At 49.0% G+C, this 15727-nt stretch carries 8 protein-coding genes; all 8 read left to right on the top strand.

The window, feature by feature from the left end:
• Positions 1–53 precede the first annotated feature (53 nt).
• The 8 genes from HHL17_RS34010 (at position 54) to aspS (ending at position 15535) form a co-directional block, all read left to right on the top strand.
• Complete coding sequence (locus HHL17_RS34010) at positions 54–2381, top strand: NADP-dependent malic enzyme (RefSeq protein WP_169222910.1); 2328 nt, start codon at positions 54–56, stop codon at positions 2379–2381.
• A 122-nt stretch (positions 2382–2503) separates the two neighbouring features.
• Positions 2504–3535, top strand: coding sequence for a hypothetical protein (locus tag HHL17_RS00740; protein WP_169222909.1), 1032 nt, complete (start codon positions 2504–2506; stop codon positions 3533–3535).
• 62 nt (positions 3536–3597) lie between these two features.
• Complete coding sequence (locus HHL17_RS00735) at positions 3598–4341, top strand: MlaE family ABC transporter permease (RefSeq protein ID WP_169222908.1); 744 nt, start codon at positions 3598–3600, stop codon at positions 4339–4341.
• A gap of 2 nt (positions 4342–4343) precedes the next feature.
• Positions 4344–5168, top strand: coding sequence for an ABC transporter ATP-binding protein (locus HHL17_RS00730; RefSeq protein WP_169222907.1), 825 nt, complete (start codon positions 4344–4346; stop codon positions 5166–5168).
• 122 nt (positions 5169–5290) lie between these two features.
• Complete coding sequence (gene sucD / locus HHL17_RS00725) at positions 5291–6178, top strand: succinate--CoA ligase subunit alpha (protein ID WP_169222906.1); 888 nt, start codon at positions 5291–5293, stop codon at positions 6176–6178.
• Positions 6179–6375: 197 nt separating this feature from the next.
• On the top strand, positions 6376–12345 hold the full coding sequence (locus HHL17_RS00720) for an alpha-2-macroglobulin family protein (protein WP_169222905.1): 5970 nt from the start codon (positions 6376–6378) through the stop codon (positions 12343–12345).
• A 262-nt stretch (positions 12346–12607) separates the two neighbouring features.
• Positions 12608–13657, top strand: coding sequence for an NAD(P)/FAD-dependent oxidoreductase (locus tag HHL17_RS00715; protein ID WP_169222904.1), 1050 nt, complete (start codon positions 12608–12610; stop codon positions 13655–13657).
• A 129-nt stretch (positions 13658–13786) separates the two neighbouring features.
• Positions 13787–15535 carry an aspartate--tRNA ligase gene (gene aspS / locus HHL17_RS00710; RefSeq protein WP_169222903.1) on the top strand — a complete coding sequence of 583 codons (1749 nt, stop codon included), beginning with the start codon at positions 13787–13789 and terminating at the stop codon, positions 15533–15535.
• The last annotated feature ends 192 nt before the right edge of the window (positions 15536–15727 follow it).

Genomic DNA, 15727 nt, shown 5'->3' with positions numbered 1-15727 from the left:
TATAGTGTAATACTTCGTATATTGCACGCCCAATAACAATCTTTTTATTTTATATGGCAAGAAAACTGAATAAGCAGGATGCGTTGGACTATCATGCAAAGGGAAGGCCGGGCAAGATCGAAGTAATACCTACGAAAGATACAAAAACACAATGGGACCTCTCCCTGGCCTATTCTCCAGGCGTTGCTGAACCTTGCAAGGAGATTCACAAAGATGTAGAAAATGTTTATAAATATACTGCCAAAGGCAACCTGGTAGGGGTGATCAGCAATGGTACCGCCGTACTGGGCCTGGGGGATATCGGACCTGAAGCCGGTAAACCCGTTATGGAAGGTAAGGCAGTGTTGTTCAAGATATTCGCCGATATCGACGTATTTGATATTGAATTGAATACCAAAGATCCCGATAGTTTTGTGGCTGCGGTAAAAGCCCTCGAACCTACTTTCGGTGGTATCAACCTCGAAGATATCAAAAGCCCTGAGTGCTTTGAAATCGAAGACAGGCTGCGTAAAGAATTGAAAATACCAGTAATGCACGATGACCAGCATGGTACCGCTATCATCTCCGCAGCAGCGTTGCTCAATGCGCTGGACCTGGTGAAGAAAAAAATTGACAAAGTAAAGATAGTGGTGAATGGTGCAGGAGCCGCTGCCATGGCTTGTGTGAAGCTGTATGTGGCACTGGGCGCCAAACCGGAGAACTTCATCATGTTCGATAAGGACGGCGTACTGAATAAATCCCGTACCGACCTTACCGAAAGGCACATGCAGTTTGCCACCACTTCCAAGGTAACGATGCTGGCAGAAGCCATGAAAGGTGCTGACGTTTTCCTCGGCCTGTCCGTAGGTAACGTGGTAACACCGGAAATGGTGAAAAGCATGGCTAAAAACCCGATCGTGTTCGCCATGGCCAACCCGGACCCGGAAATTGCCTATGATACTGCCATCGCGTCCAGACCGGATGTTATTATGGCTACCGGCCGTTCTGACTATCCTAATCAGGTAAACAATGTTCTCGGGTTCCCCTACATTTTCCGGGGTGCACTGGACGTAAGGGCCACCCAGATCAATGAAGCCATGAAACTGGCTGCTGTACGGGCGCTCGCCGAACTGGCCAAATCCCCTGTGCCGGATATCGTGAACCTGGCTTACAACGAAAGAAATATCGTTTTCGGACCTAAATATATCATTCCAAAACCGCTGGACCCACGCCTGTTAAGCACAGTAGCGCCGGCCGTTGCGAAAGCCGCTATGGAAAGTGGTGTGGCCCACCGCCCTATCACTGACTGGGAAGCTTACAAGCAGGAGCTTAATAACCGCCTGGGACTGGACAACCAGCTGTTCAGGGTGATTGGTACCAAAGCCCGCCGCGATCCCCGCAAGGTCGTGTTCGCGGAAGCTGACAACATAAAAATCCTGAAAGCCGCTCAGGTAGTGAACGACGAAGGCATCGCCTTCCCGATCCTGCTGGGTAACGAAGCCCGCATCCGCTCACTGATGCATGAGAACTCCATCGAGATAGATGATGTGGTGATCATCGACCCGAAAAGCGATGAGATGCAGGATAAACGTCACGCTTTTGGTGACCTCTTCTTCGAAAAACGCAAACGTAAAGGCTTTAACCATTACGAAGCCCGCAAAATCATGCGCGAACGCAACTACTTCGGCTGCATGATGGTGGAAACCGGAGAAGCAGATGCCCTGATTTCCGGCCTTACCCGTAAATATCCGGATACCATTCGTCCGGCACTGCAGGTAATTGGCATGGAAGAAGGCGTGAAACGCGTGGCTGGTATGTATATCATCAATACCAAACGTGGCCCGCTGTTCCTTGCGGATACCACGGTGAACTTCAACCCTACTGCGGAAGAACTGGCTGATATCACTCTGATGGTGGCCAAAGAAGTGAAACACTTCAACATCACGCCGCGTATCGCGATGCTGTCCTATTCCAACTTCGGCTCCAGCCAAACGCCGGAAGCCCAGCTGGTGGCCAAAGCACGTGAAATCGTGAAACAGCGCGATCCCCAACTGGTGGTTGACGGTGAAATCCAGGCTGCTATGGCTTTCAACAAGGAAATCCTGAAAGACAACTATCCGTTTACCGAATTGATGAACGAGGAAGTGAACACCCTGATCTTCCCGAACCTCACCGCCGGTAACGTAGCTTATAACCTGCTGCAGGAAGTGGCCGGCTTCGATGCTATCGGTCCGGTACTGCTGGGTATGAAAAAACCAGTGCATATCCTGCAACTGGGCAGCACGGTAAGGCAGATCGTGAACATGGTGAACATCGCTGTGGTAGACGCGCAGGAAAAATGCCGCAAAGTGGCGGAGTGCAGAGAGGAGAAAGCGAAAGCAGAGAAGAAAAAGAAAAAATAAGCAACTTCCATCAATAAAGGAGCGGAGGCTATCAGACATCACCTGTCTGGCGGCCTCCGCTCTCTGCGTTTATTATGGGCCCGCTGCGTCTAAGCTTGTCCGGATTTGATTAAATTTGTCTTATGCAGACAATCTCCAAAAAGAAGATATTTTTTCCGATCAACGAGGCTTTCCGTAACTACCTTAAATTGTATGAGCGGGAGGTGAAGCTGCCGCTGACTTACCAGGAACTGCGCTATTACGAGCATTCCATTTCCGTGTATGATAAGGAAGGAAAGGATACCCTCTGGGAAACGGTCTTTTATCCACAGAGCACGATGGAGTCCATTCATGCCGGTCTGAAGCGGATCTATTCCATCCTGAAAGCCGGTGGTGACCAGACCGCGGAAGAACACCTGCATATAGAACGCATTGACTACTGCACCTTTGGCAATTCGCATCCCTTCCGCATCAAAATCGTCAATAACTACAACGAGGTATATGATTATTTCTATATCAAGGTAGCCGATGCTTCCCGTATTTATGGGCTGGAGCTGGAACATATTCTATCACCCTACTGGATGAACTTTTTGATTGATGGCAATACGCTGGTGGAGGAACATATTGCCGGCGTGCCGGGAGATCAGTTTATTCTTCATTACCTCGATAGGCTTGATTTTAATCCCAAACGTATTGCCAAGGAATTCGTGAAGTTCAACGAGCGTTGTTTTGTGAGGCTGCTGGGAGATATGCGGTCTTATAATTTTATCATCGATATCACCCCTGATTTTGATGATGTGCAGTTCCGTATCCGCGCCATCGACTTTGACCAGCAATTTTACGAAGGGCGCCGCACGTTGTATATGCCACAGTTTTTTAAGGAGAACCGTGTGTTTGTGGAACTGGCGATGAAACACCTCAATGCTGAAGTAGTAAAGCAGTACCAGCAGGAAGAGCGGGCATTGATTGCGCGTCGTATCAAGGTGCAGCGCCACCGCATCAAAGACCTGCGTGATGTGATCATGACTGATAAGGTGTCTTTTCCGGAGAAGGTGCAGCAGTTGGGAGATGAGCTGGCAGAGTATTATCACGATGCTGTTTTTTCGCGTTGTAAGACCATGGGCGAAATTATCGAGCGCAGTTTGAAACGCTTGCTGGTAAGCAGTTTGCGTTAACCGTACCATAAAATCTTAAATTCGGGTCGGATTGGCAAAATCCTTCATATCTTTGACCAGCTATGGAATTCAGATTCTTTTATCATTTTGGAAATTTTCTGCTGATGCTGAAAGGCATGTTTTCCCGTCCGGAAAACATGAAGTTATATTGGAAGCAGTTTATGCAGCAGTGTGTAGATATTGGCGTAGGGTCGTTCGGGATAGTATTTATTATCTCCCTGTTCATGGGAGGGGTTACCACCCTGCAAACCGCTTACCAGCTGGTGAGCCCTATCATTCCTAGAAGCACGATCGCACAGGTAGTGCGGGACACCATCATTCTGGAATTTGCGCCAACCCTTACCAGTATTGTACTGGCCGGGGTGATTGGCTCTAAAATAGCCTCTGAGCTGGGCAATATGCGTATCTCAGAACAGATAGACGCGTTAGAGATCATGGGTATCAATACCAAAGGTTACCTGATCATGCCTAAAATCCTGGCTGCTACGCTGATGATTCCGGTCCTGGTGGCCATTGCCGGTTTCCTGGGTATCTGGGGCGGCAAAGAGGCGGGCGTGCTGTCTGGTGTTCTCTCCGGTGAGCAGTTCATGATGGGGCTGCGGCAGGAGTTTAAGGCTTACAACGTATTTTTCGCCATGGCCAAATCCTATACGTTCGGATTTATCATCGCCAGCGTGTCGGCCTATTATGGATACAATGTGCAGGGCGGCGCTCTGGAGATCGGTAAGGCCAGCACCACCGCCGTGGTAGTAAGCTGCGTACTGATATTATTTATGGACTACGCATTAACGGCTATATTACTGTAATCATGATTGAACTGAAAGATATAACCAAGGGCTTTGGAGATAAGGAGATACTGAAAGGCGTTTCGGCCGTTATGGAGTCTGGTAAGGTAAACCTGATCATTGGCGCCAGCGGTAGCGGCAAAACCGTTATGATGAAATGTATCGTAGGCCTGATGGAAGTAGATACCGGTACTATCCTGTATGATAATCAGAACTTCACCGCCATGGACCACCATGCCAAGAAGGAAGTCCGCCAGCAAATCGGGATGCTGTTCCAGGGATCGGCCCTGTTTGACAGTATGACGGTAGAACAAAATGTGATGTTCCCACTGGAAATGTTCAGCAAGGACTCTTTGAAAGAGCGGAAAAAGCGGGTGGAAGAGTGTCTGGAGAGAGTGCAACTGAAAGATGCCGCCAAAAAATTCCCTGCCGAAATCAGCGGTGGTATGAAAAAGAGAGTAGGGATTGCCCGTGCCATCGTATTAAATCCCAAATACCTGTTCTGCGACGAACCCAACTCCGGCCTTGATCCTCAAACCTCCCTGCTGATAGACCAGCTGATCAAGGAACTGACCCAGGAATACAATATCACCACTGTCATCAATACCCATGATATGAACACCGTAATGGAAAGCGGTGACCACATTGTATATATGTACCAGGGGCAGAAGCAGTGGGAAGGCAGCAATAAGGAGATCGTATTCAGTAAGGACCAGAAGCTCAACGACTTCATTTTTGCCTCTGAATTCCTCCGGGAAGCCAAAGAAATGCGCCAGCTGGACATGTTCAAGGACAATAAGTGGAAAGATCAGCTGGAGGAACAGCTGAAACGTGACAGCAAAAAGTAATTTCCCTGCCATTTGGTAGCTTTATCTTAAAGGCACTAAATTGCAGAATTATGGAAATCGGCTTATTTTTGCCGCACCGATAGAAGAAACATATAACATAATAAACCAATAAAACAAGCGCGATGAGTGTTTTAGTTAATAAGGATAGCAAAGTGATTGTGCAGGGATTTACCGGTACAGAAGGTACTTTCCATGCTACACAGATGATCGAATATGGTACCCAGGTTGTAGGCGGTGTTACGCCCGGTAAAGGCGGTACAACCCACCTGGAGCGCCCGGTGTTCAACACCGTGGCTGACGCGGTAAAAGCTACCGGTGCCAATGTGTCTATCATTTTTGTACCTCCGGCATTTGCTGCTGACGCAATCATGGAAGCTACCGAAGCTGGTATTGCCCTGGTAGTATGTATTACGGAAGGTATCCCTGTTCAGGACATGATCAAGGCGAAAAACTTCCTGCAAGGTTCCAATACCCGCCTCATCGGGCCTAACTGCCCGGGTGTTATCACCGCTGAAGAAGCCAAAGTGGGTATCATGCCCGGCTTCATCTTCAAAAAAGGCAGAATCGGTATCGTTTCCAAATCCGGTACCCTGACTTACGAAGCTGCTGATCAGGTAGTTAAAGCTGGTCTCGGTGTTTCTACCGCTATCGGTATCGGTGGCGACCCGATCATCGGTACCCCCACCAAAGATGCAGTGGAACTGCTGATGAACGATCCTGAAACTGACGGTATCATCATGATCGGTGAAATCGGTGGTAGCATGGAAGCTGAAGCTGCCCGCTGGATCAAAGAATACGGCACTAAACCTGTTGTAGGCTTTATCGCTGGCCAGACAGCGCCTCCGGGCCGCCGTATGGGCCACGCCGGTGCTATCATCGGTGGTGCGGAAGATACAGCTGCCGCTAAAATGAAAATCATGGCGGAGTGCGGTGTTACCGTAGTAGAAAGCCCTGCTAACATCGGTAAAACGATGGCTGAAGTACTGAGCAAAAAACCAGTACTGGCCTAATCGGTTTACCCTGATATATTTGAAAAGGTGAAAAGTGAAGCGGGTCTCCCATCACTTTTCACCTTTTTTTTGACCCCCGTTATGGAAACCCGTGCAATACCTGCATCCTGTACAAAAAGTATAACTTACTGTAAATAGCGATATATATGCGTTTATGCCTCTCATTATTCATTGTTTTATTCTTAACCAACTGCGTGATGGCTCAGACCTATTATGACAATTCCTGGAAGAAAGTGACTGCCCTCGACGAGAAGAATCTGCCCAAATCCGCACTGGAAGAAGTAGACCAGATCTATGCCCGGGCCGTGAAAGACAACCTGCCCGCCCAGCAGATCAAGGCCCTCATCTATCAGATGAAATACACGGACCAGCGGAGCGAGAGCAGTGCCCAGCAAAACCTGGAAAAACTAAACCAGAAAATTGCTGCTGCCAAAGGCGCCCAGCAGGCCATCCTGCAAAGCATTAAAGGCGAATTTCTGCTGAACTATCTCCGCAACAACCGGTACCGGCTCTATAACCGCACCGCCATTGCGGACGAGAAAGGCGGTACGGATATTACTTCCTGGAGCCAGGATTACCTCCACAGCCAGATCACGGCTGCCTACCAGGCTTCTGTGGCCGATAAAGCCACCCTGCAAAAAACACCCGTCGGGGAATTTGATCCTATCCTGATCAAAGGCACCGACTCCCGCCAGCTCCGCCCCGTATTATTCGACCTGCTGGCACACCGCGCCCTGGATTATTTTAAATCAGGCGAAAACACCCTCACCAAACCGGTGAACCAGTTTGAACTGGATGATCCGGCTGCCTTCGCACCTGCCGCCACCTTCGCCCGGCATGAATTTGTAACGACAGACAAAGCCTCCCTGCAATATCAGGCCATCCTGTTGCTGCAACAACTGATACGCCTGCACGAAAATGAAAAGGCGGCCCTGCTCGATGTAGACCTCGAAAGGATTCAATACATGCAGCAGATCGCGGTGACGGAAGATAAGGCGCAGCAATACCGCAAAGCGCTGGAACTGATGACATCAGCTTACGGTAGTGAGAAAGAAGTGACGGGCGTAATGGCCCTGCTGGCTAATACCTACATCGGCAACGCCCTGTATGGCAAAGCTGACAGTACTGCCAACCTGAAAAAAGCCAAAGAAATATGTGAACAGGCTATAGAGAAAGGCCCCGGTACACGAGGCGCGGCTGACTGTTCCAATCTGCTGACAGAAATCAAAGCGCAAGCCCTCGACCTGGTTACTGAAAAGGTAAACATACCATCCCTGCCTTTCCGTACACTGGTGAAGTATAAAAACGCGGATAAAATATACCTGCGCGTACTGGCTGTGGATGAAGCTTTTACCGCTTCCCTCCGGCTGGCACAGAATGATTACAGCGACCGTCAGAACAGGTACTGGAAACTGCTGCTCGACAGAAAACCGGTGAAAGCCTGGGAACAATCACTGCCTGACCCGAAAGACTATAACCGTCATGCTGCTGAAATAAAGATCGATGCGCTGCCACTGGGGCACTACATCATCCTCGCCAGCATCAAACCCGGGTTCGACCTGAAAGAAAATCCTATGGCCCTGCAATTTACATGGGTGTCCAATATCAGTTACCTGGAAAACGGTACACAGTTTATAGCACTGGACCGCGGCACAGGTAAGCCTTTGCCGGGGACTAAATTGACTGCCTTTGAAGAGCAGTACAACGATGGAAAAGCGAAACTCGTACAGTTGCTCTCTACCGTTACCGGTAACAATGGTTCTGCTGAACTGAGCCTGAAGGGGACCAACAATCACTCTGTTCGGCTCAAATGGGAGCGGCAGGGTGATATCCTGTTCCTGGATGACTACAAATACCTGTACAACTATGGTCGGGAAGAAAATTCAGCCACTACGCCGCGGATCTTCCTGTTCACCGACAGAAGCATCTACCGGCCTGGCCAGACACTTTATTTTAAAGGGATCGCTTTACAGCAGGAAGCTGGTAAAAACACCAGCAACGTAGTGAAAGGCCTGAAAAGCACCTTTGCTTTATATGATGCTAACAATGAGAAGGTAGACTCTATTGTAGTGACCTCCAATGAATTTGGTTCTTTCTCCGGTAAGTTCGTACTGCCCGAAGGCCGCCTGAATGGTGTTTACTCCATGCGGGACGGCAAGGGCTACGGCGGACAATCCTTCCGCGTAGAGGAATACAAACGGCCTAAATTCTATGTGGAATTTGATACCATTAAATCCAGTTATCGTTTAGGGGAAACCGTTACCACAGAAGGTAAAGCACTGGCATATGCCGGTAATAACATCAACGGCGCTACAGTGAAATACCGCGTGGAAAGAAGGACCCGTTTCCCTTATCCGTGGATATTCAGGGGATATCTGCCAATCGGCGCTTCCCGCGAAATAGCCCACGGTGAAACTACCACGGATGAAAACGGACATTTTAAAGTGAGCTTCCCTGCTTTGCCGGATAAGACGGTGTCTGCTGATCAGAAGCCCATCTTCACCTATGTGGTGTCTGCTGATGTGACTGACCTGAACGGAGAAACACGCAGTGCCATGCAGTCTGTTAACGCCGGTTACCAGGCATTGGAAATCAATGTACAGGTACCGGAACACCTGGAAGCTGCCGCCCTGAAAAATGTACATGTCTTCACCCGCAACCTGAACGGCGCTTTTGAACAAGCTGCCGTTAAAGTAGCGGTGCAGCCGCTGGAGCCGAACAAGCGCTTGTTACGTCCCCGTTACTGGGAACAGGCAGACCAGTTTGTGATGACCGAAGCAGCCTATATCAAAGACTTCCCGCTGGACATTTACCATGATGAAGATGAACACGCCAAATGGGCCCGTAAATCTGCCGTATGGGAACAGCAGTTTACCAGCACCGTTGCCGGCGACATAGCGATAGACGCTCAAAAGCTGGTACCTGGCTACTATGAGCTGGTGGTAAGCGCTAACGATAAAAATGGCCAGCCTGTAGTGCAAAAATCAGTCTTTGAACTGGTAGATGTAAACGCAAAAACACTGGCTGCTCCGGCTTACCTCTGGAGTTACCAGCCGGAAGAACGCACCGAACCAGGAAAAAAAGGTGCCGTTATACTGGGCTCCTCAGCAAAAGACCTGAACATATTACAAACCCTTGGCCGCGTGAGCCAGTCGCAACAGCTGTCAAACATTACGCTGGACGGGGTAAAACAATTCGATTATAACATCACCGAAGAAGAAAGAGGTGGCGTGTCGCTTTACTACATCTTCGTAAAAGATAACCGCGTATTCGCTAGGCAGCATACCATCCAGGTGCCATGGGATAATAAAGACCTGAGCATCAAAATTGGTACGCACCGGGATAAACTGCAGCCAGGAGAAAAGGAGAAATGGAGCGTGGAAATAACCGGCTACAAAGGTGAAAAAGCAGCAGCGGAAATGCTGGCCTCCATGTACGATGCATCGCTCGATGCTTTTGTACCACACCACTGGGCTAAACCGGATATCTATCCTGATATCATGTCCAATGGCCGTCCGGTGTATACCGCGCATGACAACTTCGGAATGGTGAATTCCCAGTATTATTTTGAAACAGATAAACGGGGTGCTATTGCCAAAGATAAAAACTATGATGTGCTCAACTTCTTCTCTTGGGGAATGTATGAAAACAGGGTCATGTATAAGCGCAGTGTGTCGGGTAGTGCTGGCGCTGTGATGGCACTGGCTGCACCTGCCCCGGCTGCCCGCGAGAAAGGGGTGATGAAAGAGGTGGCTTATGATACTGCTAATGAAACAAATGCTAAGGCAGTAGAACAACAAGCTCCGGAAACTCCGGAAAACACCGGCAATGTCCCTGTCCGTAAGAACTTCCAGGAAACAGCGTTCTTCCTGCCGGAACTGCGTACAGACAAAGACGGTAAACTCTCTTTTGAATTCACTATACCGGAAGCCCTGACCAAATGGAACTTTCAGGGCCTGGCACATACCAAAGAAGCTGCGTTGGGAAGCATAAACGCCAGCATCGTTACCCAGAAACAACTGATGGTGATGCCTAACGCGCCACGCTTTGTAAGAGCCGGTGATAAAATCGACTTCACCACTAAAGTGAGCAACCTGACCGACTCACAACTGATCGGGCAGGCACAGCTGGAACTGCTGGACGCTGCTACCATGCAGCCGGTAGATGGTTGGTTCCAGAATGTTTTCCCGGTACAGCACTTTACCGCTAAAGCCGGTCAAAGCACCGTCGTGACCTTCCAGCTGCAGGTGCCGAATAACTTTACCAGTGCGCTGCTGTACCGTGTGACGGCTAAAGCCAACAACTTCAGCGATGGCGAAGAAAACGCACTGCCCGTGCTCACCAACTCCATACTGGTTACCGAAGCGCTGCCGCTGCCGGTACGCGGAGATGGTAAACATACCTTTAAATTCGACAAGCTGCTGCAATCAGGTGCTTCTTCCACGCTGCGTCAGCAGGGTATCACAGTGGAATACACCAGCAACCCGGCATGGTATGCCGTACAGGCGTTACCGTACCTGATGGAGTATCCATACGATTGCTCTGAACAGGTGTTTAACCGCTATTATGCTAATGCACTGGCTACGCATATCACCAAATCGGTTCCTGGTATTCAGCAGGTTTTTGAAAGATGGAAAACCACCGACACCGCGGCCCTCTTGAGCAACCTGCAAAAAAATGAAGAGCTGAAATCTGTTCTGTTGCAACAAACGCCATGGGTGCTGGAAGCGAAGAACGAATCACAGCAGAAGAAAAATATAGCGCTGTTGTTTGATCTGCAACGTATGCAGAAGGAAAGAAAAACAGCATTGAACCAACTGGCGGCCAGACAGCAACCAGATGGCTCCTTTGCCTGGTTCAACGGTATGTGGGCCGATCGCTACATCACCCAGTACATTCTGGCTGGTATCGGTCACCTGCAACAGCTGACCGGCGCTGATGATCCGGTAGCCGCCAGCATCGCTGATAAAGCTATGATGTACCTGGACAGGCAGCTGGACAAGGATTACAATGAGCTGATCAAAAGCAAAGCTGATCTGAAAAAACAACAGGTCGATGAAATGCAGGTGCAATACCTGTATGCCCGCAGCTTCTTTAACCGTCCGGTGCCTAAAGGCATGCAACCGTCCTTCGACTTCTATGCAGCCCAACAGCAGCAATACTGGACCAAAATGGGCCGCTATGCACAAGGCATGATTGCCCTGAGCCAGTTCAAAAAAGGCGACAAAGCCACTCCAGCCGCCATCCTGAAATCACTGAAGGAAAATGCGATCAACAATCCGGAAATGGGCATGTACTGGAAAGATGTAGTGGCCGGTTACGGCTGGTATCAGGCGCCCATAGAAACGCAGGCACTGTTGATAGAAGCATTCCAGGTGGCCGGTAAAGATGCCGCTGCCGTGGCAGATATGAAAACATGGCTGTTGAAAAATAAACAGACCAATAACTGGAGCACTACCAAATCCACCGCTGATGCATGTTACGCTATGCTGTTGCAAGGCAGCAACTGGCTGACTGCCAGCCCGGACGTAGACATACAGCTTGGCCAGGAAACCATCAGCAGCAAACAACAGGCTGCTGAAGCAGGTACCGGTTACTTCAAACAGCGGATTGAAGCGAAAGATGTAAAAGCAGACATGGGTAATATCAAAGTAACGGTGAAAGACAGCAAGGGCCAACCTTCCTGGGGCGCCATATACTGGCAGTATTTTGAACAGCTGGATAAAATTACTGCTGCTAAAACACCGCTGGTACTGGAAAAAGAACTGTATAAAGAAGTGAATTCCGATAAAGGTCCCGTACTGACTAAAATCACCGATGGCAATGAGCTGAAAGTGGGTGACAAAGTAAAAGTGCGGATTGTACTGCGTGCCGACAGGTCCATGCAATACATCCACCTGAAAGACATGCGTGCAGCCTGCTTTGAGCCACAGAACGTGTTGAGCGGCGCTAAATGGCAAGGTGGTCTCAGCTACTACGAAAGCACCAAAGATGCCTCTACGGATTTCTTCTTCAGTTATCTGCCAAAAGGTACTTATGTGTTTGAGTATGCATTGTTTGTAACGCACCAGGGTAAGTTCTCCAATGGTATCAGCACTGCACAGTGCATGTATGCGCCGGAGTTCAGCGCCCACAGCGAAGGCATCAATGTGAAAGTAGTCGAATAACTAACATCAATACATTATATCAATGGGGCTGACCGGAAGGTCGGCCCCATTATTTTTTGGGAGAAGAAAGTATCGGTTTGGCATGTATTTTATCGGGGTTAACAAAGAGATGCGTATAGGATATGCGAAGGATAGGTAAAGGATAACCGAAGGATGTCACTCAGAAATATTGTAAATCAATTGATTGTAAACATCTGGAAAATAATAATACCCTCAGAATTGATAGTATTTTATCTTATTTTTATTTCTTCAGAAGAACAGTATGACAAGTGTAGATTATATCATAGTAGGACAGGGGATTGCCGGCACCATGCTGAGCTGGTCATTATGGCAGGCCGGCAAAAAGGTGCTGGTGATAGACGATGCAAAATCCAATAGTGCGTCACGGGTGGCGGCTGGTATTATTAATCCGGTGTCCGGACGGAGATTTGAACCGGCATGGATGTACGACACCATTTATCCGTTTGCCCGGGACAGTTATCATAAGATGTCGGAGCTATTGCAGGTGCAGGTGCTGACCGAGCGCCGTCTCTGGAATGTGTTCCCATCGCAGCAATTGTATGATGCTTTCATGAAAAAGGCTGCTGGCGGAGAGTATACGCAGTTGCCCGACAAGCTGGAGTATGAAGATATATTGGACCAGCCTTATGGAGCGGCTATCGTGAAGGGGGCCACCGTGAACCTGCGGGTGTTGTTACCCGCGTGGCGGCAGTTTTTGAGCAGTATGGGAGCCTTGCAGGAAGCGCATCTGAACCTGGCTGAATTGGAAGTAACGCCGACGGGTGTACGTTATGGAGATATCGCCGCGCAGAAGATCATTTTCTGTGACGGCGTGGCTACCGCGCAAAACCCGTGGTTTGACCGGCTGACATTTCTGCCCAACAAGGGAGAGGTGCTGTGGGTCAGGATCCCTGGTCTGCATACAGAAGATATCATCAAAAAGAGCATTACGCTGGTACCCTATGGGCCGGAATTGTTCTGGGCGGGGTCTTCCTTTGTGTGGGATTACATTGATGATCTGCCAACGAGCAAACAGCGGGAGGTACTGGAAAATAGCCTGCAACAGTTATTGAAAGTGCCTTATAACGTGGAGTATCAGCTGGCGGCGGTGCGCCCTTCGGGTAATGACCGCCGGCCCATGATAGGGTTGCATCCGGAGATGCCCGCTGTAGGCATCTTTAACGGCCTGGGTACCAAGGGTTGTTCGCTGGCACCCTTTATGGCCGCGCATTTTACGGAAGTGTTGGCTGGAAATGCCCTGCTGATGCCGGAAGTAGACATAAATAGATATTTTAACACCGGCAGGGGGTGAAATGCCCATATCATGCCGTATCTTTGCCCCCCTTACAGGTATGGCTGATCAACTGAACAGTGGTCTCGGAACAGCTGGCAGCACATCCGGAGATTCAACCATAAAACATTTAAAATCAATTTTTTACGCATGTACAGGACGCACACTTGCGGGGAGTTAAGAATGGAGCAGGTAGGCCAGGAAGTGACGCTGGCAGGATGGATACAGACAGTCAGAAAATTTGGCAGCATCAACTTTTTTGATCTGCGGGACCGTTATGGTATTACTCAGCTGTTATTCAACGAAAGCCTGAATGACAAACTGGATGCACAGCCATTAGGCCGTGAGTTCGTTGTACAGGTAACTGGCACCGTGACAGAGCGTACCAGCAAAAATAAAAATATCCCCACCGGAGACATCGAAATCACGGTGAGCGAATATAAAATCCTGAATGCGGCTAAAACACCGCCTTTCACTATTACCGACGATACCGACGGGGGAGATGAGCTGCGTATGAAATACCGCTATCTCGACCTCCGCCGTAATGCGGTAAAACAGAACCTGGAGCTGCGTTATGCAGTCGGCCGCGCCGCGCGTAACTACCTGCACACCAGGAACTTCATCGATATTGAAACACCTTTCCTGATCAATTCCACACCGGAAGGCGCCCGCGATTTCGTGGTGCCAAGCCGTATGAACCCTAACCAGTTCTACGGTTTGCCGCAGTCACCGCAGACATTTAAACAATTGTTGATGGTGAGTGGTTATGATCGATACTACCAGATCGTAAAATGTTTCCGCGATGAAGACCTCCGTGCAGACCGCCAGCCGGAGTTTACCCAGATCGACTGTGAAATGAGCTTTGTAGAACAGGAAGATGTACTGAATATTTTTGAAGGTATGACCAAATATATCTTCAAAGAAGTTAAAGGCATTGAGCTGGAAGGCGATTTTCCGCGTATGACATGGGAGGATGCCATGGAGTATTATGGCAATGATAAACCGGATATCCGCTTCGAGATGAAGCTGTCTAACCTCAATGACACCGTAAAACAGAAAGGCTTTAAAGTATTCGACGAAGCTGAACTCGTGGTTGCTATTGCGGCGCCCGGTTGCTCCGAATATACCCGTAAGCAGGTCGATGAACTGACAGAATGGGTAAAAAGACCTCAGATCGGTATGAGCGGTCTCATCTATGTTAAATATAATACTGACGGTACCCTGAAGAGCTCGGTTGATAAGTTTTTTGACGAACAGCAACTGCAGCTGTGGGCGCAAAAATGTCAGGCGAAGCCCGGAGATCTGATCCTGGTGCTGGCTGGCAAGGAAGAGCGTACCCGTAAAGCCATGAGTGAGCTGCGCCTGGAAATGGGCGAGCGCCTGGGTTTCCGCAATAAAAACGAGTATAAACCGTTGTGGGTGATAGATTTCCCGCTGTTTGAATATGCAGAAGAGGAAAATCGCTGGGTGGCCCGTCACCATCCGTTCACCGCTCCTAAACCGGAACAAATCGGCCTCATGGACGATATGTCCCAATATGCCAAAATCAAGGCAAACGCATACGATATCGTATTGAATGGCACTGAAGTAGGGGGAGGCTCTATCCGTATCTTCCAGCGCGATCTGCAACAGAAAATGTTCGCTGCGCTGGGTATGTCACCTGAAGAAGCAGAACGCAAATTTGGCTTCCTGCTGGGAGCTTTTGAATATGGCGCACCGCCACATGGTGGTATCGCTTTCGGATTTGATCGCTTGTGCTCGCTTTTGGGCGGTAGTGAAAGTATCCGCGACTTCATCGCTTTCCCGAAAAACAACCACGGACGCGATGTCATGATGGACGCTCCGGCCGAGATAAGTCAAGCCCAGCTTGACGAATTAAAGATCAGCCTGGTAAAATAGGATTACCGGCACAATCTTTGCCCATTAGGGAGCTTTGAAGCGAAAAAATCCCCTTTGATATGGCGTTTTTGCCGCATCAAAGGGGATTGGTGCAAATATAGAGAAACAATTTTTTTAACAAGAAATTAACGACGAAGATAAGGTTAGAAGAGAAAGAACGTATTATTTAATTTTTTAAAGTAATATTGCGGT

The organism is Chitinophaga fulva (assembly GCF_012927205.1).
Classification (GTDB): Bacteria; Bacteroidota; Bacteroidia; order Chitinophagales; family Chitinophagaceae; genus Chitinophaga; species Chitinophaga fulva.
Note: the sequence above shows the minus strand (reverse complement) of the source record. Positions and strands in the feature narration are given on the sequence as shown.